The organism is Sphingomonas sanguinis, assembly GCF_001476905.1.
Lineage (GTDB): Bacteria > Pseudomonadota > Alphaproteobacteria > Sphingomonadales > Sphingomonadaceae > Sphingomonas > Sphingomonas sanguinis_B.
Genome location: NZ_LDTE01000009.1, coordinates 48,860 through 71,155 on the forward strand (window position 1 = coordinate 48,860; position 22,296 = coordinate 71,155).

The window sequence follows — 22,296 nt, forward strand, 5'->3', positions numbered from 1 at the left end:
CGCTTGTAGTCAATGAGAGGGCGAGTCTATGGCCGAGCGTATCAGCGATGCCGAACATGCGGTGATGGAGGTCTTGTGGGACGAGGCCCCGCTGACCGCGCAGGATGTCGCCGAGCGGGTCGATCCCGAACGTGGCTGGAGCACCAACACCGTCAAGACGCTGCTTGGTCGCCTGCTCGCCAAGGAAGCCATCGGGCATGAGGAGCAGGGACGGCGCTATCTATACCGCCCGCTGGTCGCGCGTGACGATTATGTCGTGGGTGAATCCCGCCGTCTGATCGACCGGCTGTTCGGCGGCCGCCTGACCCCGCTGGTCGCGCATCTCGCTGAACGGGATGAGCTGACCGCACAGGACATTTCCGAGATCGAGGCGCTGCTCAAGGAGTTGAAGGCGTGAGCGGCGCGCAACTCGGCTGGGTGGTGGAGGCGATGATTGCCTCCACCCTCCTCATGGCGCTGGTCCTGCTGGCCCGCCGCCATGTCCGGCAGGCCTTTGGGCCGCAGGTCGCCTATGCGCTCTGGGCCTTGCCGCTGCTCCGCCTGATCCTGCCGCCGCTGCCGCGTGGGCTGTCGGAGCAGGCGACCCCGCCATTGGCGGCTGCGAGTGAGCGCTTCGCCACCTATGTCGTGCTGCCCATGACCGCGCAAATCTCCGCCACGCCGGATGCGCCCAGCATCTGGCCGATGGTGGAGCAGGGCGTGGCGCTGTTCTGGATTATCGGCGCGGCGGGGTTCCTGAGCTTCCAGCTGTTTCGCCATTGGCGTTTCCGCACGCGGCTGCTTGCGGATGCCGAACCGCTGGATGCGGTCAAGGGCGTGCGCGTGGTGGCCAGTGATGGCGCGCCGGGGCCGCTCGCCTTCGGTATCTGGCATCGCTACGTCGCCTTTCCGCGCGATTTCGCCGAGCGTTACGACGCCGATGAGCGTGACCTCGCACTGGCGCATGAGCTGGGCCACCACGCACGCGGCGACCTGATCGCCAACTGGATCGCGCTCGCCGTTCTAGCGCTGCACTGGTTCAACCCGCTGGCGTGGCGGGCCTTCCACGCGTTCCGTGCCGATCAGGAGCTGGCCAACGACGCCCGTGTCCTGAAGGGGCGCAGCCGGGCCGACCGGCATGTCTATGCCTGCGCCATCGTCAAGGCCGCGCATGGCCGCGCCCTGTCCGGCGCCTGTCACCTGCACACGATCGATGATCTGAAAGGGAGGCTGAAGATGTTGACCACTTCTCCGAAATCGCGTCGTCAGCTGGCGGTCGGCGGGGCCACCGTGTCCCTGCTGGTGCTGGCCGGGTTGGGCGCGACCGCGTCGGGCACCCCGGCGGCGGCGGCGCTCACCAGCAAGGTCGAGCGGACGCTGGGCGTCGACCTGACCAGCACGGCGGCGATCTTGCCCGCCGTCGCACAGACCGAGCCGGCCGTTCCCGCGGTGCCGCGCGTGCCCGCCACTCCGGCACCTGCCGCGATGCCCATGCCTGCAATCGCGGCGACCACGCCATCCATCCCGTCGGTGCCCGAAGTAACGCAGGTGGCGGACGTGCCACCGGTCCCGCCGCTTCCTGTCGCCCGTCGTTCCACGATGACGCGTGTCGGAGACACCAAGGTCATCCGCTTCGTCATGCCGGATGGCAAGGAACAGGTCACGACCATCCGTATCCCCGATATCCGCTCGCAAAAGTGCGGCGTCGGCGGTGGCGACACGCGGACGAGCTTCACGACCACCCGGCCCGGCGGCGCGATGGTGACCGTGATCTGCACCGACCGGATCGAGGCGATGGCGCAGAGCGCGGCGAAGTCGGCCCAGATGGCAAAGCGTTCGGCGCACACCAACATGAAGGTCGCCATGGCGGGCATCGACATGGCTCGGACCACGATTACCCAGGACCGCAACCTGTCCGACGAGGCCCGCCGCGAGGCGTTGGCCGGTCTGGAGCAGGCGACCGCCGAGCTGAAGGCCGAGATGGCCAAGCCCGAACAGGATTGATGCCTCTTCATGCCCCGCGTCCTTGTCGCGGCGCGGGGCTTGCCTATTGGCGGCGGGTTGCCCACATAATCGATAATGGCTGAGCATCCGACCGGCATCCCGATCCTGCTCGAGCCGCTGGTCATCCGCGTGCTCGCTCCCAATCCTTCGGCGTTTACCTATACGGGGACGCAGACCCATTTGGTCGGCGTCCGCGACGTCGCCGTCATCGATCCCGGTCCCGATGATCCCGCCCATCTCGACGCGCTGACCCGCGCGATTGCCGGGCGGCCGGTGACCGCGATCGTCATCACCCATCACCACCGCGACCATAGCCCCGCCAGCCGCCCGCTGGCGCGTATCACCGGAGCCCCCATCGTAGGCGCCGCGCCCTTCGCACCCGATTATGAAGGCGGCCGCTCCGATGCGGCCTTCGACCGCGATTATGCTCCCGACCAAGTACTGGCAGAGGGAGAAGGCGTGGTGGGTGACGGCTGGACGCTGACCGCCATCGCGACGCCGGGCCACACCTCCAACCATCTCGCCTTCGCACTGCCCCAGACGCGGGCGCTCTTCTCCGGCGATCATGTCATGGGCTGGTCAACCAGCATCGTCTCGCCCCCCGACGGCGACATGAGCGCTTACATGGCGAGCTTGGAAAAGCTGATGGAGCGCGATGACCGCGTCTATTATCCGGGGCATGGTGAGGCGGTCGACAATCCGCAGCGGCTGGTGCGCGGGATGCTGGGGCATCGCAAGCAGCGCGAGGGCCAGATCTTGCGGCTGCTCGCCAAGGGAGAGGACCTGACCATCGGTGCTATGACCGCCCGCATGTATGTCGGCCTCAACCCCAAACTGATTCCGGCGGCGGAACGATCGGTGCTGGCGCATCTTTATGACTTGCGGACACGTGGCCTGGTTCGCGAGGAAGGAGCATCATGGACGAGCGCGGCGTGAATCCCTCTCCGCCCACAGAGCGGTCGACGGCCGAGCGGCGCGGCGGTGTGGGCCTGTTCCTGACCAAGGTGGCGGGTGCGCTGGTCTTGCTCGTGCTGGCCGGACTGCTGGTGGTGTGGGGTATTGAGCGCTATGTCGCCGACCGGCTGACCCCCGATCCGACGACGATCGCACGGGCCAGCCTGGACGGACTGCGCGAGCAGAACCGGTTGTCGGCCTTTGCCGCCCGCTATGTCGCGGTCGTTACCTCGCGCCAGTCGCAGCTGGGTTTTTCGACCGAACGCACGCTCATCATGCCGGGCATGGTCCGCTACGAGGTCGATCTGGGCAAGTTGCAGCAGAAGGATGTCCGCTGGGATGCGGGCAGCCGCACCCTGTCGGTCACGCTGCCGCCGGTCGAGATCGACGGGCCGCAGGTCGATCTGTCGGCGATCCGCGAATATGGCTCGGGCGGCGTGTTGACAACCTTCACCGATGCCGAGCAGCGTCTGGATGCCGCCAATCGTACCGCCGGGCAGGTGGAATTGATGCGACAGGCGCGCGCGCCCGCACCGATGAAGCTGGCCCGCGATGCCACGCGGCGCGCGGTGGAGCGCAGCTTTGCCATGCCGTTGCGTGCGGCGGGCGTGGAGGCGAACGTCAAGGTCCGCTTCTCCGACGAGCCGTCCAACGACGAACGCTGGGACACGACGCGCACGGTGCAAGAGGTTCTGAGCAATACGGGCTGATGTCCATGATTGTCGGCGCGCGTGCGTGCGCCTAGGGGGAATGCCATGACCATCCAGACGAATCTGACGGGCCTCGACCTGCGCGCCGAGATCGACCGGCTCCGCAAGGAACGCAACGCCGTCATCCTCGCCCATTATTATCAGAAGCCCGAGATTCAGGACCTGGCCGATTTCGTCGGCGACAGCCTGGACCTCAGTCGCAAGGCGCAGGCGACCGATGCCGACGTCATCGCCTTTTGCGGCGTGCGCTTCATGGCGGAGACGGCCAAGATCCTGTCGCCGGACAAGATCGTCGTGCTGCCCGACATGGCCGCCGGATGCAGCCTGGAGGACAGCTGCCCGCCCGAGCAGTTCGCCGAATTCCGGGCCCAGCACCCGGATCACATCGCGCTGACCTATATCAACTGCTCGACCGAGGTGAAGGCGCTGTCCGACATCATCGTGACGTCCTCCTCCGCCGAGCAGATCTTGGCGCAGATCGATCCGGCGCAGAAGATCATCTTCGGCCCCGACCGCAATCTGGGCGGCTATCTGGCGCGCAAGACCGGTCGCGACATGCTGCTGTGGCCGGGCGTGTGCATCGTGCATGAGGCGTTCAGCGAGACCGAGCTGCTGAAGCTGCGCGCCCAGCATCCCGACGCGCCGATCGCCGCGCATCCCGAATGCCCGGCCGTGATCCTCGACCATGCCGATTATGTCGGCTCGACGCGCGGCATCCTGGAGTTTGCGCAAACCGTCACCAGCGACACGCTGATCGTCGCGACCGAGCCGCACATCATCCACCAGATGCAAAAGGCGATGCCGGGCAAGACCTTCATCGGCGCACCGGGCGCGGACGGCAACTGCAACTGCAATATCTGCCCGTACATGGCGCTGAACACCATGGAGAAGCTGTACCTGGCGCTGCGCGACCTGACCCCGCGTGTCGAGATCGAGGAGGGGCTGCGGCTTCAAGCCAAGAAGAGTCTCGACGCGATGCTGACGCTCGCCAGCGGCACGGTCGGCCAGGGCGATCTGGGTCCGCGCCCGTGACGGACAGCGTGATCGAAGGCTTCGACCTCGACGCGTTCGTCACCGCGACGCTGGCCGAGGATCTGGGGCCGGGCGGCGACATCACCTCGGCGGCAGTCATCCCGGCCGAGGCGCGCTTCATCGGCACCATGGCGAGCCGTGACGCGATCACCGTCGCCGGGCTGCCCATCGCCGAGGCGTTCTTCCGGCACCTCGACCCGGATGTCGTGATCGAACGGCTGGTCGAGGACGGCACGGCGGTTCCGGCGGGCACCGACCTGCTCCGCCTGTCGGGCAAGGCACGCGCGATGTTGACCGCCGAGCGCTCGGCATTGAACACCGTGCAGCACCTGTCGGGCATCGCAACGATGACGGCGGCTTACGTCGCGGCGATCCAGGGCACCGGGGCGACGCTGCTCGATACGCGCAAGACCATTCCGGGCCTGCGCCTGATCGAGAAATACGCCACTCGCATGGGCGGTGCGCAGAACCATCGCGTGGGCCTGTGGGATGCGGCGATGATCAAGGACAATCACGTCGCAGTCGCGGGCGGCATCGGGCCGGCGGTCGCCGCGGCCAAGGCGGCGGGCATCGCGCGGATCATCGTCGAGGTCGACGAACTCGACCAGATCGAGCCCGCCCTGGCGGCGGGAGCGACGCATCTGCTGCTCGACAATATGGGGCCCGCCAAGCTGGCCCAAGGCGTCGCGCGGGTCGCGGGGCGGGTGCCGACCGAGGCTTCGGGCGGTGTCCGGCTCGACACGATCCGCACGCTGGCCGAGACCGGTGTCACCTATGTCAGCGTCGGCCGCTTGACCCAGTCGGCCCCGGCGGCCGATATCGGACTGGATTTCGCGGCGGCCTGAGCCGTTCGCCAACAAGGGGAAGAGGTCGTGCGACCCAAATCGGTGATCCTGGGCGAACGCCTGTCGCTCCTCGCCATCCTGCTGCTGGCGGTGCTTGCGGTGATGGGCTGGGGCGAGGCGGTGGCGCAATATGGTGCGACCATCGCCGCCATCGCCAATATCATCCCCATTGTCCTGTTCGCGCTGGCGACGCTGCTGACGACGCGACTCGCCAGTCTGGGCGGGCTGATCTTCCTGGCGATCCTGACCGCGATGAACCTGTTCGGCTTTCTCTTTCAGGTGTCGGTCGGCGCGCTGGCGGAGGGGCTGTTCGGCGTGCTGACGACGGTTCAGGCGGCGGCGTCGCTCGTCGCGTTGGTCATGCTGGCACGGCCCAATGCCCGCGCCTGGTATCGTGTCATGTCGGAGGTCAACGAAGCATGAAGAAAATCCTGATCGGTCTGGCGCTGCTGGCCGCCCCGCAACTCGCCTCGGCGCAGACGCTTCAATGCACCGCGCCGTCCGGGCCGCAGAGCATCCGCCCGGACCTGCCCAGCGCCAGCCAGCCGACGCGCGTTCTACCGATCGGCAGCTATACGCTCGCCATCACCTGGAGCCCGCAATATTGCCGCGATGCCAGGGGGGACAGCAGCTTCCAGTGCGGATCGGGCAACCGGTTCGGCTTCACCCTGCATGGCCTTTGGCCGGACGGGGTGGGCAAGGACTGGCCGCAATATTGTCGCCCGACCGCGATCCTCCCGCAGGCCGTGGTTCGCCGCCATATCTGCGCCACCCCCTCGGCCCAGCTGCTCCAGCATGAATGGGCCAAGCACGGCACCTGCATGCCCGGCTATAGCCCGGCGCGCTATTTCCAGCGGTCCAATGCGCTGTATGACCGGTTGCGCTATCCCGACATGATGGGGCTGTCGCGGCGCGACGACCTGACGGCTGGCGATCTAGCGACGGCGTTCGCGGCGGCCAATCGCGGCATGACCGCCGACATGATGCGCGTCACCGCGACCCGCGACGGTTGGCTCGACGAAATCTGGATTTGCCTGAACAAGGCGTTCCGTCCCACCCGCTGCCCGGTGCACCAGGGCGGCCTTGCCCCGAACGCGCCGTTGAAGATCTGGCGCGGCGGCCGCTGAACGGCCTTACCCCTCCAGCGTGACGCCGGAGGGGTGATGCTTGTCCAGATGCTTGCGGATGATCCGCAGGTTGCGCGTGTTGGACCGGAACAGCACGTCCGCCGCATCGCCGATCAGCGGCACGAAACCCAGCACCGCGTCGAAGCCGACATTGCCCATCATCCGCAGCATCTGAAATTTGGACATGCCCAGATTGCGCGCTTCCCAGATGATATAGCTGCCCAGCGCGGCGGCGGCGATGTCGCCGATGACGGGCACTAGCCCCAGCACCACGTCCAGGCCGATCGGGCGATTGAGGCCGGGCAGGATTACGACCCGTTCCAGCAATCGCTCCATCGCCTCGATCCGCTGGCGGCTCGCGGCGATGCCCTTGTCCAGCGGGAGCGCGTCGAAGCTGGTCGGGTCGATACGAGTAGCGTTTGCCATGCCGATCAATTGGTGTCGGCGCGCAACCGGTTCAATGGATGCCAGGCGCGGATATTGGTTTGATATTGCCGCAGCCGCCCGCTGACGAGCGACCAGCGCAGCGGCCGGGCCAGCGGGATGAAGGGCGTATCGGCATTGATCGCCGCGTCCGCCGTCGCAATCGCCGCGCTGCGGGCGGCAAGGGTCGGGGCTAGGCGCGCCTGCTCGATCGCCGCCTGGGCCGCCGGACCACAGGGCGCGCAGGCGGTGGCGAGATACCAGCGCGCACTGTCGAACGGCGCCACCGCATCGATCAGGCGCAGGTCGGCAGGAGCGTCCTCCGCCACTCGCTCGGGCGTGATGCCGATGGATAGCAGGGTCGCGCCAATCTGTCCGTAAAGCAGGTTCGCGCCGGGCCCCTGAGGAAGCGCGACCCGCAGTCGCACCGGCTTGCCCCAGGCCGTGACGCGCGCCTGCGCGCCCGCCCGCCGCTCGTCCAGGGTGAGCAGGGCCCAGCCCGGAATTTGCGGGGGCGCATCCGAATCGAGCGCATCGGGCAGCAGCCGATCGGTGGCGTCCCAATTGGGCGCGACGGCCGCCAGGATCGAGGCCCGGTCGAAGGCGGCCGACAGCGCCTGGCGATTGGCGGGATCGGCCAGGAAGCCGTCACGCGCAGCGATGCTCAGCCCGAACAGCCCTGCCGCCGGATCGACGCGGATCGCGGTCGAGCCGACGCCCGCCGCGTCGATCAGTGGCCATGTCGCGAACCGGCCGCCCAGCATCAGGTCCGACGCGCCGCGCGCAAAGCGCAGGATGGCTCGCGCCGGGCTTTCGGCGATCAAGCGGACATCATCCTCGGGTTTGGGCGTCGCGGCTTCGTCGGGATCGACGCGGCGGGGGTCGGGAATGGGACGGAGAAGGGGCGGGGGGCCGGATCGGATTATGCGGAAGGGGCCGGTCCCGCGATGCTTGGCGTTGATGATCGCCATCTCGGGCTGTGCGAACAGCTTCAGCAGGTCGGGGCGAGGGCGTGACAGACGAACCTCGATCACCTGCGGGGTCATCACGACGATCTCGTCGATCGCGGTCAGGAAGGGGGCCAGTGGGTTGCCCGAACGCGGCGATACCAGGCGACGCAGGATCGGTACGATCTGTTCGGCGGTGACGGGCGTACCGTCGTTCCACTTCGCCTCCCGCAACCGGAAGATATAGCTGCCGCCGCCGTCGATCACGATCCAGCGTTCGGCGAGCCCCGGTTCGATCTGGCCATTGGCATCGAAACGGACCAGCCCCTGGGCCAGTGCATCACGCATCACCCGGTGGGGCGTATCCTCGTCACCGGCGGCAGGGCGGAGCATGGGGGACGAATCGTCGACCGGCTCAACCGCGCTGACGATCACGGGGCCCTTGTCGGCGTGGCGATCACATCCCGCCGTGGCGAGAAGCGCAATCCCGAGCGCGGTGGTGCGGACGGCGGGACTCGAACCCGCACTCCATAGGAAGCCGATTTTAAGTCGATGCCGGGCACTTGCCCTAAAGTGCCCTTTTCGACCTAGATTCATGCCCTTAGCGCTCCTCCGTTGTGAATGGGCGTAACCGCGAATACCCGTTTTTACCCCCATTTTCCCGTATCGATTACACGAAATTTACACGGTTTCTGGCTGCGTGAAGCAGAGCCGTGAAGGGGGGGCGGGCTATCTGCCTGCCGGTCAGAAGAGCAATTCATCGTTTTAACCGTCGCCCCTCAAAGCCATGGATCGATCGGGGCAGAGAGATCGCATATGGTTTAACTTATGTATCTTTCCATAGTCGATTGTTGGTTGCGATTAAATCGGCAAGCCGTCAAACTGCGACGTTAAAGATACGGGGAAAAGCGCGGCATTATACCCGGAAACATCTCGGTGAAGGGTGTGGTCAGCACTAGCTAAAAAGAGGATGTGGGTCAGGTTCATTCTCGAAACTGTTAAATATGATGAGACAAAATAATAAAGTTATAAATCTTTTTAAATCATATTATTATTAAGAAATAACAAGTCGGATCTAACCTACGGGATAAGGCAAGGTATTATTTATGTATCTTGAAAAAGCTGTTGTGGAAAATAGTGGTCCGCTAAGGTGGCTAAACATATCCCTAGAATTTAGTAATACTGGAAATCCAAAGCCAGTTATATTGGTGGGAGGAAACGGGAGCGGTAAGACGAACTTTTTGTCAATGATCGTTGACGCCTTGTTTGAGGCGGCTGCTGTTCACTATGATAATGTTCTGCCTACGAAGGGTAGTGGGCGCGCTTGGTTCCGAGTGGTTGGCGGGCGTACAATTACGACCGGAGCAGCGGGATCATTCAGTCTCCTGAAATTCAATGATGATGGTGCGCATAGAATATATAGAGAAAAAGCCGGAAATTTAGACCCGACTAAATTACATGATAAGGTTCCTGTCGATTTCCTTCCAAATTTAAATTGGAATGTAGAAGGATCGCTTAAAGATTTCCCTATTGATGAAAAGCGTTCAGAAGCGATATTTGAAAAGGGGGTCTACGCCTATTTTCCGTCAAGTCGATCGGAGTCTCCCTACTGGCTTAATAAGGAAGCAATTTCCACGTTGGAATTTGAAGTCGATCCTGCTTTTTCTAGAAGACTAACTAAGCCTATATATATTGAGAGAGCATTGGCATCTTTCAAGCAATGGCTTCTATCCGTGCTGGCTGATTGCCGTACGGAAATTTGGCCAAATCATACCGAAAATGGTGTGGAATGGAATTTTAGAGGCGATCCGCAAATTGCCATGAATTCGTCGCATGTTTTGTCTCATTGTAACAAAATACTACAAGAAATATTTGGTGATAATACTATTAGATTCGTCTGGATGGGTAGAAAGTCACCAGACAAAATCGGGGTTGCGAGGGGAAATGAATTAGCATTTCCTAACATTGATGCCCTTTCGACCGGACAGGCTATCCTGCTAGGAATGTTTGGCACATTGTTGAGATATGGCGACCTGTCTCAGTCGGGTTCGGGAGTGGATCTTGAAGAGATAACCGGAATATGCGTCATTGATGAGGTGGATGCGCATATTCACATTGATCTGCAACATAGTGTATTGCCAAAAATTATGAAACTGTTTCCAAAAATTCAGTTTATCGTAAGTAGTCACTCGCCAGTATTTGTCTTGGGCATGGAAAAATCTTTTATGGCGGAAGGCATTCAAGTGATTGATATGCCAAATGGTGTGCCGGTTGGAGCCGAGGCATATATCGAATTTGAAAAGGCTCTAAATGCTTTGTCTGCGTCCCAAGCATTCACAAAGCGAGTGGTGGAAGAAGCTTCCGCGCATGCGATGCCAGTTGTATATGTCGAAGGGGAGACGGATGCCCCATATATAATTTCCGCTGCTCTTGCGCTTGGTAAAAGCGATCTACTTAAAGCCTGTTCAATTGAGTGGATAGGAGCGAGGGACTCGAATGGTCAGGGCTTTCACACAGGTGCTGATGCATTAAGGAATACTCAATCGGTTTTAAAGGCAAACCCAGATTTGTCTAATAGAAAAATCCTACTTTTAAATGATAATGATTCAAAGACTATTGACCATACTTCTGATAAATTATGGGTTAGAAAAATTAATATTAGCGATGCTAACAAAAAGGTCAGGGCTGGTATAGAAAATTTGTTACCGGAGGGTGTTATAACTGATGAGTTTTATCAGTTAAAGTCAGTCACAAAGCCAAACGGTGACGTAGTTACATCAAAATCTCTGCGTAAATCGGCCTTATGCGAGAAGATATGTGCAGAGCCCATTTATGAAAACTTTATAAATTTTGGAGAGGTGTTAAGTATAATAGAGGAATTCATTGGCAAATCTGATTTTGAGAATCTTATTTCAAAATGACTAGCGGGGCTTCCGAATAGCGACGCGTGGTGGACGAAGTGATAATCGTAGGGATCTAAAGTTCTAGCTTATGACCAAAGCGCCAAGCGGGGTTATCTATAGGCTCAAAAGATAGGTTTGACTCATTGATCTAACCGGCTCAATAAGTCTCATATCTTTTGAGCGAGTCGAGAGCATATGAGCCGCATTGCGTATTACCGTGTGTCGACCAGCGACCAGTCTGTTGAGGCGCAGCGACAGGCTCTTGGTGGTGGTTTCGATAAAGAGTTCGTGGATGAAGGTGTATCGGGGGCGATCCTCGCGGCCGATCGCCCCGGCTTTGGCGCTTTGCTTTCCTATGTCCGTGAAGGCGATGCGATCAGCGTCTATGCAATTGATCGCCTAGGCCGCGACGCCCTTGATGTTCAGACCGTCATTCGCAAGCTGCTTGAAAAGGGCGTCACCGTAGACGTCCGGGGGCTTGGTCCGATAGGTCGCGGGGTAGGGGAGCTAGTCGTGGCGGTGCTAGCCCAAATGGCAGATATGGAGCGGCAGCGCATAAAAGAACGGTGTGATGCCGGTCGAGCCGCTGCCAAGGCATCGTTGGCTCTGACCGGCAAGACGCATCGGGGTAAGGCTAGCCTTGGTCGCCCTATGGCTCATGACCGTGACGCGGTTCTGGAATGGCGGCGTGATAACGGGGCCAGCATCGCCAAGACGGCAACGCATTTCGGCATATCGACCGCTACGGTTAAGCGGTATTGCGCGGCTTAGGCTCTAACGGCTGTTCGCTATCCGCCTTCTAGCCCAACCGAAAAGCCTACTTCCTTCGTAGACGATCAACGCCACCATCGTTCCATAATACATGGTGTTCGTTATGGCGGCGGTGATCGTCCAGAGCATCGTTATGCGGCCTTAGCGCCGGGTGTTCCGCACTTGGCGAACTTACCCTTGGCGTCTTTGCAGCGCGTGGCTTTCACGGGTGCCTTATCCGGGCATTTGATAAATTTGCCCTTGGCATCCCGACAGGGGGCAGCAAGTGCGGGCGTTGCCACCATCGTGAAGGCGACAGCAGCAAACATCAGGTTGCGGACCATGGCATTCTCCTAGCCGGTTGAGTCGGCTTGGGGAGGCTACTCCAATCGCCAACCGGATCAACATGCCTTGCCAAATGTTCACGCTTTGTTCTAACTTGATGGGGGCAACGGAGTTCGGTCATGCAGCACGATATGCAGCTAAGGGCGGCAGCAGAGGCAATCTACAACGAAGTCTACCCTTCGGACGAATGGAGTCCGCTGCCATTCGAGGATGCCGAGCGGTATGGCACGATCCACTATCGACAGGCGGTAGGGGCGGCACAGCGGGCAAGGGCCGTACTGTCCGGCGCTGGTGTGCAATTGCAGCTAACCGCCGTCCTGTAAGCTGGTGTGCTGAACGACGACGAATACGACCACCTAAACCGGAAACTTCGGAACCTAGAGCATTGCGCCCTTCATCGGCGAACGATTGAGGTTGCCTGTTTGCGGTGCAGCCGGGTTAAACGGTTCGATGCCGTTGCCTTGTGGTGGCTCTTTGAGAAGCGACATTGGGACGATAGCCTAACCGATGCCGCCAAGCGCTTTCGATGCTCTAGCTGTTCTAAAACGACAAATAGAGGGGCAATACGCTGGCGGACAACCCGCGATTGTCCAGATGATGACCAGCCGCCTTATCCTGATGACATTACGTGGAAGCGGTTGGTGTCGCTGCATGCATCACATTTGAATAAATCTATGAATACTTACAAACATGACTTCAAATTCATTAAAATAATCGTGAATTTTTGAAAAGTAAATATATAAAGCGTCACCGATATTTAAATACGATGACGCTTTATATATAAGTAGAACATATTATTGTTATGCCTTGTCAGAAGCAGCTATTTGGGTCCTTTCGGCACCGCTCGTTCCAATTGTAGTCATCTGGGTTTGTTCCTGCGCACCGAAGTTCCGTTTCCTTTTCGACACACTCATCTACTGAACTGTAGAATGCGTCAAAATAGTCCCAATTATTGGTGCACTGAATATATGCCCTTTGTTCGCATGTAGGAGTTGCGAGTGTAGGCTGGGAGTAAAATCCCAACATCGTCACTATGGACAGCGAAACCACTTTGAATAAGCGGACGTGCTTGGAAATGATCATGGATGGATACTCCCTGTGCCCCTCAATAGTGGATAATGCCTTATGAGCGCCGTCCGTCAAGCTAATTATGACGTGAATGTTAATGCGATAATTTACAAAATATCCCTATATTTCAAATGGTAAATTAGCGGATCAGTCATGCTGAAAATCTTTTATGGCATTTTTGATATGTTCCGGGCACTTATGGATTCCTGACCACCGGCTATGATGGCGATCCGGCTGCCCATTTGGTTGGGGCCATCCACCCTAAGGCCATGCCCGTCATCCTTCATGATGATGACTATGAGCGCTGGCTAACCGCGCCTGTTGAGGGTGCCTTGGAATTGGCTTCGCCTTATCCGTCGCAACTTATGAGCATCAACGCCTAAGCCGACAGATCGTGTGCGCGAACATGAGCGGTAGCGGCGGTTACCGGACTATTGCGCTTCCCCAATTGTGTTGGCAATCAGCCTATGCGCTTCGGCAAATTCCGGGCGTGGGGCGTAGGAACCCCTTCATCGCTACGTCCGGTCGAGTTTCTCGGCCGGGTGCCGTCGTGCTGTCCAAGGACTCGTCCCAAAAGCGACGGGCCTTGTCGTAGCGCAGGGTTCCTAACACCCGGCTCTTAGCCGGGTTGCCTCTTCCTAGTTTTCAGTGGGGTAGGAGAGGCAAATGAAGCTGCAATATGCGCTTCCGTTTTTCGCTTTGGTGGCGGGCTGTCAGCAAGCAGCGCCCGAAAACAATTTTCAAATGGAAGTTGAACAAAAAGTTCGTAGCGAATTGCGCGATCCAGAATCAGCGCAATTTAAGGACCACTATCTTTATCCGGCGAATGACGTTGCCTGTGGGTCTGTGAACTCCAAAAATGGATTCGGCGGGTACATCGGTTTCCACTACTATGCCTACGCTGATGGTAGGGTCTATTTTGCTGACGGCGATACCGCCGGATTTTCCCGCGTTTCCGAGGAATGCTCGAAGCTCGAAATTGCTTCGCATCAGGCGGAAAGAGAAGAACGTCGAAAAGCGCGTGAGGCTCGTAAAGCCAATCGTGAATATTGAGCCCTTCGACCTGTGGCACATTCCGGGGGCGGGCAATCCGCCCCCTAAACCTGTTAGCCTTCCGAACCGCTCAAATGGGCCTGTGCGGCAGCCTTAGCGTCTGCAACCGTCTTACCCTTACGAGCGGGCTTCGCTGCCGTCTTTGGCGCTTCCTGTGCCTTTGGGCTTTGACTGGGTTTGCGCCCCAATCCGATCTTCTTCGCCATAGCTTGCCGTGCAGCGCTGTAGGACGGCGCAACAAGCGGATAATCGGCTTTAAGGTTGTATCGCGCCCGATATTCTTCTGGCGTTAGGCCGTTAGTCGAGAGGTGACGACGTAGCGTTTTATACGGCTTCCCGTCGATCATCGAGATAATGTAATCGTTGGACGCGAGTGACTTCCGTACCGATACGGCGGGGGTATATTCAACCGGGGCTTCCGCTTCGACCTGTTGTGTCGTTGCACCTAGCAGAGCCGAAACCGTTTCATGCATTTTGCCAAGGAATGCGGGAACCTCACTCGCTTCGGTGCGGGTATTGGGATTGCCCAACCACGCCACGGTCAAGTCGGTCGCCAATTCAACGGCATTAACGTTTACGGTTTCGTCTGTCATGGTAACTCCGATCGGATGGGATTTGGCGTAGATAATGCCTGAACCCATAACGACCAATTGATTTTGCGGTTCAGCTAATTTGGATCAATCAATGACAGGGAATTAATCATGCCAGATTTTGCGTTTTAAGCGTGCGTAGAACGCAATTTACGAATTTGGCTGGCACCCCATTCATAAGAAAAGATCCTGCCCTGTGATGGCTTGCAGGACCAATTTCAGCGATCTTTGGCGCACTCTGTTTTGTCATCGGATCGTGATTAGACATATCGCCAGGCATGGTTGAAGCATTCCATTGCCGGCGATACTAATACTGTCAAAATAACCGGGGCAGCGAATATGTCTTTATTAAAAATAATGTCATGTGCAGTGGTAGTTGTTCAAGTGGCAACGGTAGCTAGCGCACAAGGCCGCTCACCCGCAATGCCCCCGGAAATTGTTGATGGGGTGAAATCATGCCTATCTGCTACTACCGAAAAGACGGTTGAAGCTGATAGGCTACAGGCCAATGGCTGGCATCCCGCGTCAGTCACTTATGACGGAAAGCCGGTGGATGCTTCATTGACATTTTTTAGCAAGGGAAACTTGCTGTTGATGACTAAAAAGACAGCAAAATACCCTGCTTGCTTTATTACGGCTACCCTATCCAATTCAGGTACGTTTGATGATTTGGCGTATGCCCTACAGGCTGGGTTAGGCGTCGATGGCAAGGCGAATGCTGGGGAGAAAGACTCAATTTATTTCTTTCCTAAAGGGCATATTGTTCAAATGACAAGAGCGGGCACACCGGGAAAGCCTGCCGTTCGTGTAGTCGTGGGCTTCATGGCTCAATGATTTTAGCGTTTAGGCAGTGGGCGAAGTCTTAGAGAAATCCGGTATGGCTCATTCGGGTCGCTTCACAGTGTAGGTGTTGAATCATACCGTCCTCACACTTAGAATAAGAGTAGTGTGATAGTCGTTCGTCTAGCTAATAATCCGCATGGCGGGCGCGAATGCGTCTAGTTTGGGCTGGTAGCCTTTCAGGGAGCCCATCTGTAAATTTGGCTTCTCTGCATCGTGCGTGATAAATTTCTGCTCCAAGGGTGCTTAAAATCGAAAAAACGGCATATCAGGGATAGGACGCTGTCGCCTGCATGTAGTGAACCTGCATCAGCGCTTTATGAATGCCGTGGCATGATATTTTAGTAATCAGACCCTACGGACAATCTACATACCGCCCTCAACCCTAACCCACTAACGTCTACTCGTATGGTGGGTTGAGGGGGGGAGGGGGAGTAGAGTTACTTTATTATAGGTCTAATTTGAGTGTGCTTATAAAACATATCACTAAAACAGGCTTTAGCTATGCCTTCATATTCGTTCGAGATAATAATAGAATCGTGAATGGGTAACGCAGCAATTCCATGATCAAATGCGAGGCATTCGATTAAGTCCGTCATAATCTGACTTTCAATAAAAAATAGGTCAGACCAATCAAAGGGGGAATTACACCAATTTTCTATGATAGGATAATGTTCTAATATCTCTTTCCGCACCTTTGAGATAGGGTGGCGCTTCCTAGAATTGTCAAAACCTTGCTCTGCAAGATCATCTACAGTCTCTTTGGGCCATCGGGAATGGTAGTTACCGTAGCTTAGGGTCATATTGATCCATGCCTTGATGATCGGTCTTGGTAAATTTGGACCGTCATATGGATCGCGGTTGTTAGAAAATGGCATGCCTAATAGGTAATGCGCAATTGTTAGAAAGCAGGCGGATACGTCAATTTCGATGGTATCATGCTCATTGATGCGTATGTAATTGCGTTTATTACGCTCAATGTTCTGATAATTCCCGTAAATGCGACCACCTTTGTTGTATTCGTAATTGGGCTGGTCGCCGCAATTGAACCCACGGTATAGGGCTATATCCTCCAAATCTGCATCGTCCGAACCTGTGAACGATTGATCGGCTAGGAAGCGATTGATTTTCCTGATTTGCTCCACATAGCACTTCACCCTTGAGTGGTTGTAATCGACCTTCATCTTGCGTCCGCGCGTCACTGTCTTCTTTTTACGGATCGAGCTGGCCCGTAGCTGGATCGGCGGTGTGTCTTCGTAGGCGCGTTTATAGGTGAAATGGGCAAAGCGGCTTTGTGGGGTAATTCCGAAGCTCAATAGGAACTCTAATAGCCTCGGCGTCGAGTAGATGCGGGTGACGGTGCCGGGTTGGTCTTTCCATGCACAGGTGCCCTTGGTGACGGCGACATAACCGTGGCGCTCCATATCAGCTAATGCGCGGGTAAACGGCTGATATCCAACCTCCATCCCAGTAAAGGCTTTGGCCGCTAGCTCTCTGAAACATGGGCGGGTGGGCTTGTAGGATGCTGCCCGTAGGATATCGGCGATCATCGCCCCTAAAGCCTGTACATATTGAGCGCTTGGGTTTTTGCGCTTGCCCTTAAGATCGATGATCGAAGCCGATAGGCTCTCAATCGCCCGCAGGGAGGCTACACCTTTCGGGCGGGCTGTAAGGTGCATAGGGGCGGTAGGTGCATCACGTTCGTCGGCTGCGGTCGGCATTGATGCGGTCTTTGGTTCGGCGTCTGTGTTGTCGTTTTGGTTTGAGTGCATTTTGATCTTTATGCTTTGAATAATGGAATTTGGGGCCGTGCTTTGTGAATGTTTAGGTATATTTATGTAAGTTTACAAAAAGACATGAATATCTAAGACGAATCTCACGCGCATCTGTTTAAATCTCGGCGTAATTAACATAGAGAAAAATCAATCGCTCCCATCCCCTTGGGGGAATATACTTTGTCGTTAGTTGGAAACGTTGATGGCGTTGTAGTTTGAGTGAGAAAAATCAATCCTCATCCCTGATCCGGCTTTCAACAGGCGCAAGCCATCGCCCGGTAAACCGGGTAACGGCATTAGCCGTGTTGAGCGTGTTATGTGTTTGACGGGCTGGTCGGCATTGCCGACGAAAAGGCGAATGCCATCTGATCGTAACCTAAAAATATAAATATTATTTAGTCTGGTGTAATCCAATATTCGATGCGATGAAGTTATCGATTTCTCGAATATAGTAAAACCTAAGACCACCCACCTTGATAGATCGTGGGCCAATGCCTCTATAAGCCCAATTCGCCAAGGTTTTCACTGAAATGCCGAGGTAGGCAGACGCTGCCTTCCGGGATAGCCGGCCGTCCGGCGTGGCGTTGATGGTAATGGACTCCATGTCGAGCGATATCCTATAAGACGCCGCGCGGTGATTCGCGTGGTAAGTCATCGATAGGCGGCGAGCTGCCGGATTCCAACCGCTTGTTTAAATTCTATCTAGGTCATATTTGCTTTGCCAATTGTCTTTATACCCCTGTATTTAATATGATTCCTTTTTGTAAGGCGCGGTTCTTTAAGCGAACAGCGCTTTCTTTAATCTGGAAGTTTAAACGATGCATTGAAGATAGCTTATTATATGTCTCTTAAATTCCACACTCTTACCCGCACTAAGCTCAAACTCCTTTCTCCCGGCGAAAAGCTGTCCGAGCATGGAATCGTGGCAGAACGTGCGATCCACGGCGATATTCGCTGGGCTATTAACGTTATGGTCGATGGGCAGCGTATCCATCGTGTCATCGGGCGCGAACGCGATGGCGTTACCCGGAGCGACGTTGAAAAGGCGATTGAAGGGCTTCGGACCAAGGCAAGGGAAGGCCGATTGGACCTTCCTGTCCGGCGTAAGAATCACCCGAAATTTGCTGAACAGGCTGCTGCCTATATGAAGCGCATGGAAGAAATTGGCGGTAAAAATATGAAGGCGAAGCGCCAGCATATTCCTACGCTGCTGATCCCCTTCTTCGGAGCGCACCGTGCAGATCGGATCACGGTCACCCTTGTGCAGGATTATGTGAAGAGCCGCCTTTCGGCGGGATTGCGGCAAGCGACAATCAACCGCGAACTGGCGACCCTGTCTCACTGCATGCGTCGTATGGCGAAATGGGGCTGGATTAAGCCGGAGCATGTTCCAGAAATTGAAAAGGGTGCGGAAGCCCGAAAGCCGATCACCGTGCTTTCCGAGGCAGACGCGACCAAGCTGATGGCAGCGGCGGTCGAAGATCGTGACCCGCGTCTATGGCTCTTCGTTGCGTTCGGGTTGAACGCTGCCATGCGACATAGCGAAATTCTGAAAGTCCGATACGAACATGTCGACTACGAAGCGCGGCGAATTTTTATACCCGATGCGAAGGCGGGGGAGCGTGAGCAGCCTATAACCTTGGCCTTGACTGATATGATAAAAAGGCAGGAAAAAAAGGACGGTGCTGCGGCGGACTGGCTATTCCCGAGTCAAAGCGTTCGAGCCAAAGGACCGCATCGAACCAATCTTTCGAAGCAATTTCTGCGTGCCGTGATTCGAGCGGGGCTGCTGCCAAGCAAGGTGACGCCGCACATTATGCGTCATTCCGCCATCACTAATTTGGTGAAAGCGGGGGTAGATATACCCACCATCCAAAAAATCAGCGGGCATAAAACTTTGGCGATGGTGATGCGATACGTGCATGTCCATGGCAGTCATATCGATGCGGGCATTGCCGTCATCAACAAGGCGTTTCCCGAAGCGATTACACGGTAATTACACAGACCGCTGATTCGACGGTTCAGATGGGGTTGCCGGTTTTTCAGAAAAGCCAGCAACCCCATACGGTTAGGAGTTGGTGCGGACGAGGGGACTTGAACCCCTACTCCATAGGAAGCCGATTTTAAGTCGGCAGCGTCTACCGGTTTCGCCACGTCCGCGCACGGCACAGGAAGAGACGAGCTTGCCGTCCAGGTCAAGGGACCACCGCTGATAAAGCGGCTTGGCGTCCCTCCGCCTTATGGCCCTCCACCAAGCAGGGATGAGGAAAATCAGGCCTCTTCGACGTTCAGGCGGGCGCGCATTTCCTTGCCGGGTTTGAAATAGGGAACGCGCTTGGCGCTGACATCCACGGTCTCGCCGGTGCGGGGATTGCGGCCCGTGCGGGCGTCGCGTGCGCGGGTCGAAAAGGCGCCGAAACCGCGTAATTCCACTCGGCCGTCGTCCGCCAGACGCTTGGTGATTTCGTCGAAGAATATCGTGACGATCAGCTCGACTTCGCGGGGGTTCAACCCAGGATTATGCTGACCGATCTTTTGCACCAGTTCCGAGCGGATCATCGTCTAGTCCCAAACCACAGACGACCCGTTCCTAACCTGTGTTTCTCGCTGCTGAAAGTGATTTTATTATACGATCAAATGATCGAGGCCATCGATATGGCCGAAACCGGGACACGTTTTCGAAAAAACGTGTCCCGGTCCAATGACTTACTTCTGAGTGCGAGCCTTCAGAGCTTCGCCCAGAATGTCGCCCAGCGACGCGCCCGAGTCGGACGAACCGTACTGAGCCACCGCCTGCTTCTCTTCGGCGATCTGCATCGCCTTGACCGAGAAGGTCGGCTTCTTCGACCGGTCGAAGCCGGTGACCATCGCGTCGAACTTCTGGCCGACCTGGAAGCGCTCGGGGCGCTGCTCGTCACGGTCGCGACCCAGATCGGTGCGCTTGATGAAGCCGGTCGCGCCATCGTCGCCCGCCTGGACTTCGAGGCCCGCATCGCGGACTTCGAGGACGGTCACGGTGACGACCTGGTTCTTGTTCAGGCGATCGCCAGCCGCAGCCACGCCGCCGGCGACCGGGCCGCCGCGCTCGAGCTGCTTCATGCCGAGCGAGATGCGCTCCTTCTCGGGGTCGATGTCCAGAACCACGGCCTGAACGACTTCGCCCTTGCGGTGCAGGTTGAGGGCATCCTCACCCGACACGCCCCAGGCGATGTCCGACATGTGGACCATGCCGTCGACATCGTTGTCCAGGCCGATGAACAGGCCGAACTCGGTCGCGTTCTTGACTTCGCCCTCGACGGTCGAGCCGATCGGATGGGCAGCGGCGAACGCCTCCCACGGATTGGCCTGAGCCTGCTTGAGGCCCAGCGAGATGCGGCGCTTTTCCTGATCGACCTCGAGGACGACCACATCGACTTCCTGCGAGGTCGACACGATCTTGCCCGGATGGACGTTCTTCTTGGTCCAGGACATTTCCGACACGTGGACCAGGCCTTCGATGCCCGGCTCCAGCTCGACGAACGCACCATATTCGGTGATGTTCGTGACGCGGCCCGACAGCTTCGCGCCGACCGGGTACTTGGCGCCGGCGCCATCCCACGGATCGCTCTCGAGCTGCTTCATGCCGAGCGAGATGCGCTGCGTATCCTTGTTGATGCGGATGATCTGCACCTTCACGGTGTCGCCGATCGCGATCATCTCCGACGGATGATTGACGCGCTTGTACGACAGGTCGGTGACGTGCAGCAGACCGTCGATGCCGCCCAGGTCAACGAACGCACCGTAATCGGTGATGTTCTTGACGACGCCGTCGATGATCTGACCTTCGGCCAGGCTCTGGATCAGGCCCGAACGCTGCTCGGCGCGGGTCTCTTCCAGAACGGCGCGACGCGACACGACGATGTTGCCGCGCTTGCGGTCCATCTTCAGGATCTGGAACGGCTGCGGGATGTCCATCAGCGGGGTGACGTCGCGGACGGGGCGGATATCGACCTGCGAGCCGGGCAGGAAGGCCACGGCGCCGTTCAGGTCGACGGTGAAGCCACCCTTCACGCGACCGAAGATCACGCCTTCGACGCGGGCCGACTTCGAGAATTCGAGCTCCAGCTTGTCCCAGGCGGCTTCGCGGCGGGCGCGGTCGCGGCTGAGCATCGCTTCGCCGTGCATGTTCTCGACGCGGTCGACATAGACCTCGACTTCGTCACCGACCTTCAGGTCGGCCTTCTGGCCGGGGGCAGCGAATTCGCGGAGGGGCACACGGCCTTCCGACTTCAGACCGACGTCGATGACGGCCATGTCGTTTTCGATCGCGGTGACGGTGCCATGCACGACGCGACCCTCGAAGCTGTCGGCACCGCCGAACATGTCATCGAGCATCGCCGCGAAATCGTCGCGCGTGGGCTGGGGGTTGGTTGCCATAAAAGGGTTAGGTTCCTGATAGTTTTCCGCCTCCGGTCCGGGCGATTCCCGAAACCTTCGACGATGGCCGCGCCGACCCCATGCCGACGCCACCAGGCCCGAAGATGATGCTGAAACACGGAAAAGCGGCGGTCCGCGAGAAATGCGGAAAGGACGCTGGGGCAAGACCCCGCGTCAGCCTCTCCGCGGAACAGGGTCCGCGAGCGGGGTGCGCTTAGCGGAAAATGGGGTTTTGCGCAAGGAGAGGAGATCCTCCCCGGTACAGGGAGGGGGACCATGCGCAGCATGGTGGAGGGGGCGTGCCGCACGGAAGTCCCCCCCCGTCAGGGCTTGCGCCCTGCCACCTCCCCGTGCCGGGGAGGATTTTTGGATCGGAGTGGAACTTTAGGCTCCCCAAACCGTGTGCGGCAAGATGAAGAAAATCTGCAGTATCCGTCACACTTTGCGACAGCAATGCGCTGGACGGGGCCGTTATGGCCCGGACAGTTCCGGGCCATGATGGCCTGCGCCCGACGCCGTCATCCCACCACGCCCG

21 protein-coding genes and 1 tRNA gene are annotated in these 22,296 nt (G+C 58.0%); 14 read left to right on the forward strand and 8 right to left on the reverse strand.

The window, feature by feature from the left end:
* The first annotated feature begins 28 nt into the window (after positions 1–28).
* The 8 genes from SB4_RS02290 (at position 29) to SB4_RS02325 (ending at position 6,651) form a co-directional block, all read left to right on the forward strand.
* Positions 29–397 (forward strand): BlaI/MecI/CopY family transcriptional regulator, encoded by a 369-nt coding sequence (locus SB4_RS02290; protein ID WP_058734383.1) that lies wholly within the window; start codon positions 29–31, stop codon positions 395–397.
* Positions 394–1,983: a M56 family metallopeptidase gene (locus SB4_RS02295; RefSeq protein ID WP_153006020.1), complete on the forward strand. Its 1,590-nt coding sequence runs from the start codon at positions 394–396 to the stop codon at positions 1,981–1,983. The genes SB4_RS02290 and SB4_RS02295 overlap by 4 nt, the downstream gene beginning before the upstream one ends.
* Positions 1,984–2,058: 75 nt before the next feature.
* A complete protein-coding gene (locus SB4_RS02300) occupies positions 2,059–2,919 on the forward strand; it encodes an MBL fold metallo-hydrolase (RefSeq protein WP_058751248.1) in 861 nt (286 codons plus the stop codon).
* Positions 2,901–3,647: a DUF4230 domain-containing protein gene (locus tag SB4_RS02305; protein WP_153006021.1), complete on the forward strand. Its 747-nt coding sequence runs from the start codon at positions 2,901–2,903 to the stop codon at positions 3,645–3,647. The genes SB4_RS02300 and SB4_RS02305 overlap by 19 nt, the downstream gene beginning before the upstream one ends.
* Positions 3,648–3,692: 45 nt before the next feature.
* Positions 3,693–4,679, forward strand: coding sequence for a quinolinate synthase NadA (gene nadA, locus SB4_RS02310; protein ID WP_058751250.1), 987 nt, complete (start codon positions 3,693–3,695; stop codon positions 4,677–4,679).
* A complete protein-coding gene (nadC, locus tag SB4_RS02315) occupies positions 4,676–5,524 on the forward strand; it encodes a carboxylating nicotinate-nucleotide diphosphorylase (protein WP_058751251.1) in 849 nt (282 codons plus the stop codon). Before nadA ends, nadC begins: the two co-directional genes overlap by 4 nt.
* Before the next feature lie 27 nt (positions 5,525–5,551).
* Positions 5,552–5,947, forward strand: a complete 396-nt coding sequence (locus tag SB4_RS02320) for a hypothetical protein (protein ID WP_058751252.1) — start codon at positions 5,552–5,554, stop codon at positions 5,945–5,947.
* Positions 5,944–6,651, forward strand: a complete 708-nt coding sequence (locus SB4_RS02325; RefSeq protein WP_058751253.1) for a ribonuclease T2 family protein — start codon at positions 5,944–5,946, stop codon at positions 6,649–6,651. Before SB4_RS02320 ends, SB4_RS02325 begins: the two co-directional genes overlap by 4 nt.
* A 6-nt stretch (positions 6,652–6,657) precedes the next feature.
* Here the strand turns inward: SB4_RS02325 and SB4_RS02330 are convergent, their stop codons facing one another.
* Both SB4_RS02330 and SB4_RS02335 read right to left on the reverse strand, forming a co-directional pair.
* Positions 6,658–7,077: a DUF4112 domain-containing protein gene (locus SB4_RS02330; RefSeq protein ID WP_058751266.1), complete on the reverse strand. Its 420-nt coding sequence runs from the start codon at positions 7,075–7,077 to the stop codon at positions 6,658–6,660.
* Positions 7,078–7,082: 5 nt separating this feature from the next.
* The gene (locus SB4_RS02335) at positions 7,083–8,414 is read right to left on the reverse strand and encodes an ABC transporter substrate-binding protein (protein WP_241488449.1); all 1,332 of its coding nucleotides are present in this window, start codon (positions 8,412–8,414) and stop codon (positions 7,083–7,085) included.
* Positions 8,415–9,127: 713 nt separating this feature from the next.
* On the opposite strand from SB4_RS02335, the gene SB4_RS18760 reads away from it, so the two are divergent.
* Positions 9,128–10,942: an AAA family ATPase gene (locus SB4_RS18760; RefSeq protein ID WP_082669907.1), complete on the forward strand. Its 1,815-nt coding sequence runs from the start codon at positions 9,128–9,130 to the stop codon at positions 10,940–10,942.
* Positions 10,943–11,119: 177 nt separating this feature from the next.
* Entirely contained in the window at positions 11,120–11,695 is a 576-nt protein-coding gene (locus tag SB4_RS02340) for a recombinase family protein (RefSeq protein WP_058751254.1), read from the forward strand.
* Between the two features lie 131 nt (positions 11,696–11,826).
* On the opposite strand, the gene SB4_RS18765 is transcribed toward SB4_RS02340, so the two are convergent.
* Entirely contained in the window at positions 11,827–12,018 is a 192-nt protein-coding gene (locus tag SB4_RS18765) for a hypothetical protein (protein WP_082669908.1), read from the reverse strand.
* Between the two features lie 120 nt (positions 12,019–12,138).
* On the opposite strand from SB4_RS18765, the gene SB4_RS02345 reads away from it, so the two are divergent.
* Positions 12,139–12,342, forward strand: coding sequence for a hypothetical protein (locus SB4_RS02345; protein WP_058751255.1), 204 nt, complete (start codon positions 12,139–12,141; stop codon positions 12,340–12,342).
* A gap of 1,411 nt (positions 12,343–13,753) precedes the next feature.
* On the forward strand, positions 13,754–14,140 hold the full coding sequence (locus tag SB4_RS19390) for a hypothetical protein (protein ID WP_153006022.1): 387 nt from the start codon (positions 13,754–13,756) through the stop codon (positions 14,138–14,140).
* 53 nt (positions 14,141–14,193) lie between these two features.
* Here SB4_RS19390 and SB4_RS02350 read toward each other — a convergent pair whose 3' ends face one another.
* Entirely contained in the window at positions 14,194–14,733 is a 540-nt protein-coding gene (locus SB4_RS02350; RefSeq protein WP_058751256.1) for a Ros/MucR family transcriptional regulator, read from the reverse strand.
* A 279-nt stretch (positions 14,734–15,012) separates the two neighbouring features.
* On the opposite strand from SB4_RS02350, the gene SB4_RS19395 reads away from it, so the two are divergent.
* Complete coding sequence (locus SB4_RS19395; RefSeq protein WP_153006023.1) at positions 15,013–15,564, forward strand: hypothetical protein; 552 nt, start codon at positions 15,013–15,015, stop codon at positions 15,562–15,564.
* A 446-nt stretch (positions 15,565–16,010) separates the two neighbouring features.
* Here SB4_RS19395 and SB4_RS19400 read toward each other — a convergent pair whose 3' ends face one another.
* Positions 16,011–17,291 (reverse strand): hypothetical protein, encoded by a 1,281-nt coding sequence (locus SB4_RS19400; protein ID WP_153006024.1) that lies wholly within the window; start codon positions 17,289–17,291, stop codon positions 16,011–16,013.
* An 895-nt stretch (positions 17,292–18,186) separates the two neighbouring features.
* Here SB4_RS19400 and SB4_RS02360 point away from each other — a divergent pair.
* Positions 18,187–19,341: a tyrosine-type recombinase/integrase gene (locus SB4_RS02360; protein WP_082669909.1), complete on the forward strand. Its 1,155-nt coding sequence runs from the start codon at positions 18,187–18,189 to the stop codon at positions 19,339–19,341.
* Between the two features lie 80 nt (positions 19,342–19,421).
* On the opposite strand, the gene SB4_RS02365 is transcribed toward SB4_RS02360, so the two are convergent.
* From SB4_RS02365 to rpsA, 3 genes are all read right to left on the reverse strand, one after another.
* Positions 19,422–19,505 (reverse strand) — tRNA-Leu (locus SB4_RS02365).
* A gap of 111 nt (positions 19,506–19,616) precedes the next feature.
* Positions 19,617–19,904 carry an integration host factor subunit beta gene (locus SB4_RS02370; RefSeq protein WP_058751257.1) on the reverse strand — a complete coding sequence of 96 codons (288 nt, stop codon included), beginning with the start codon at positions 19,902–19,904 and terminating at the stop codon, positions 19,617–19,619.
* Positions 19,905–20,051: 147 nt separating this feature from the next.
* Complete coding sequence (rpsA, locus tag SB4_RS02375; protein WP_056439406.1) at positions 20,052–21,761, reverse strand: 30S ribosomal protein S1; 1,710 nt, start codon at positions 21,759–21,761, stop codon at positions 20,052–20,054.
* Positions 21,762–22,296: the final 535 nt, after the last annotated feature.

What these genes read in the sequence shown, in the direction of transcription:
- SB4_RS02290 (WP_058734383.1), top strand. Translation starts at nt 29, where the DNA reads ATGGCCGAGCGTATCAGCGATGCCGAACATGCGGTGATGGAGGTCTTG.
- SB4_RS02300 (WP_058751248.1), top strand. Translation starts at nt 2,059, where the DNA reads ATGGCTGAGCATCCGACCGGCATCCCGATCCTGCTCGAGCCGCTGGTC.
- SB4_RS02305 (WP_153006021.1), top strand. Translation starts at nt 2,901, where the DNA reads ATGGACGAGCGCGGCGTGAATCCCTCTCCGCCCACAGAGCGGTCGACG.
- nadA (WP_058751250.1), top strand. Translation starts at nt 3,693, where the DNA reads ATGACCATCCAGACGAATCTGACGGGCCTCGACCTGCGCGCCGAGATC.
- SB4_RS02325 (WP_058751253.1), top strand. Translation starts at nt 5,944, where the DNA reads ATGAAGAAAATCCTGATCGGTCTGGCGCTGCTGGCCGCCCCGCAACTC.
- SB4_RS02330 (WP_058751266.1), bottom strand. Translation starts at nt 7,077, where the DNA reads ATGGCAAACGCTACTCGTATCGACCCGACCAGCTTCGACGCGCTCCCG.
- SB4_RS02335 (WP_241488449.1), bottom strand. Translation starts at nt 8,414, where the DNA reads ATGCTCCGCCCTGCCGCCGGTGACGAGGATACGCCCCACCGGGTGATG.
- SB4_RS18760 (WP_082669907.1), top strand. Translation starts at nt 9,128, where the DNA reads ATGTATCTTGAAAAAGCTGTTGTGGAAAATAGTGGTCCGCTAAGGTGG.
- SB4_RS02340 (WP_058751254.1), top strand. Translation starts at nt 11,120, where the DNA reads ATGAGCCGCATTGCGTATTACCGTGTGTCGACCAGCGACCAGTCTGTT.
- SB4_RS18765 (WP_082669908.1), bottom strand. Translation starts at nt 12,018, where the DNA reads ATGGTCCGCAACCTGATGTTTGCTGCTGTCGCCTTCACGATGGTGGCA.
- SB4_RS02345 (WP_058751255.1), top strand. Translation starts at nt 12,139, where the DNA reads ATGCAGCACGATATGCAGCTAAGGGCGGCAGCAGAGGCAATCTACAAC.
- SB4_RS19390 (WP_153006022.1), top strand. Translation starts at nt 13,754, where the DNA reads ATGAAGCTGCAATATGCGCTTCCGTTTTTCGCTTTGGTGGCGGGCTGT.
- SB4_RS02350 (WP_058751256.1), bottom strand. Translation starts at nt 14,733, where the DNA reads ATGACAGACGAAACCGTAAACGTTAATGCCGTTGAATTGGCGACCGAC.
- SB4_RS19400 (WP_153006024.1), bottom strand. Translation starts at nt 17,291, where the DNA reads ATGCCGACCGCAGCCGACGAACGTGATGCACCTACCGCCCCTATGCAC.
- SB4_RS02360 (WP_082669909.1), top strand. Translation starts at nt 18,187, where the DNA reads ATGTCTCTTAAATTCCACACTCTTACCCGCACTAAGCTCAAACTCCTT.
- SB4_RS02370 (WP_058751257.1), bottom strand. Translation starts at nt 19,904, where the DNA reads ATGATCCGCTCGGAACTGGTGCAAAAGATCGGTCAGCATAATCCTGGG.
- rpsA (WP_056439406.1), bottom strand. Translation starts at nt 21,761, where the DNA reads ATGGCAACCAACCCCCAGCCCACGCGCGACGATTTCGCGGCGATGCTC.